General features: G+C 69.7%; 1 protein-coding gene. It reads right to left on the bottom strand.

Translation table 11 applies throughout. The annotated features are described in order from the left end of the window. On the bottom strand, nucleotides 1-251 hold a 251-nt coding region (locus HJG58_RS18735), incomplete at both ends, for a cation:proton antiporter domain-containing protein (RefSeq protein WP_170249809.1).

The raw sequence follows: 251 nt of genomic DNA, 5'->3' as shown, positions 1-251 counted from the left end.
CGAGGGTGCCGGCGAGCGCCGGCAGGAGCACCAGGGTCAGGACCATCGCCAGGTCCTCGACGATCAGCCAGCCGATGGCGATCCTGCCACGCTTGGTGTCCAGCAACTGGCGCTGCTCCAGGGCGCGCAACAGCACCACGGTACTGGCCACCGACAGGCTCAGGCCGAATACCAGGCCGCCGCCGAAGCTCCAGCCGAGCAGCTTGGCCAGGCCGATGCCAAGCAGCGTGGCGACGCCGATCTGCACCAGC

The sequence above is a fragment of the Acinetobacter geminorum genome, from assembly GCF_013009345.1.
Lineage (GTDB): Bacteria > Pseudomonadota > Gammaproteobacteria > Pseudomonadales > Moraxellaceae > Acinetobacter > Acinetobacter geminorum.
The sequence above is the reverse complement of the archived record's forward strand: the minus strand, read 5'-3'. Positions and strand labels throughout refer to the sequence as shown.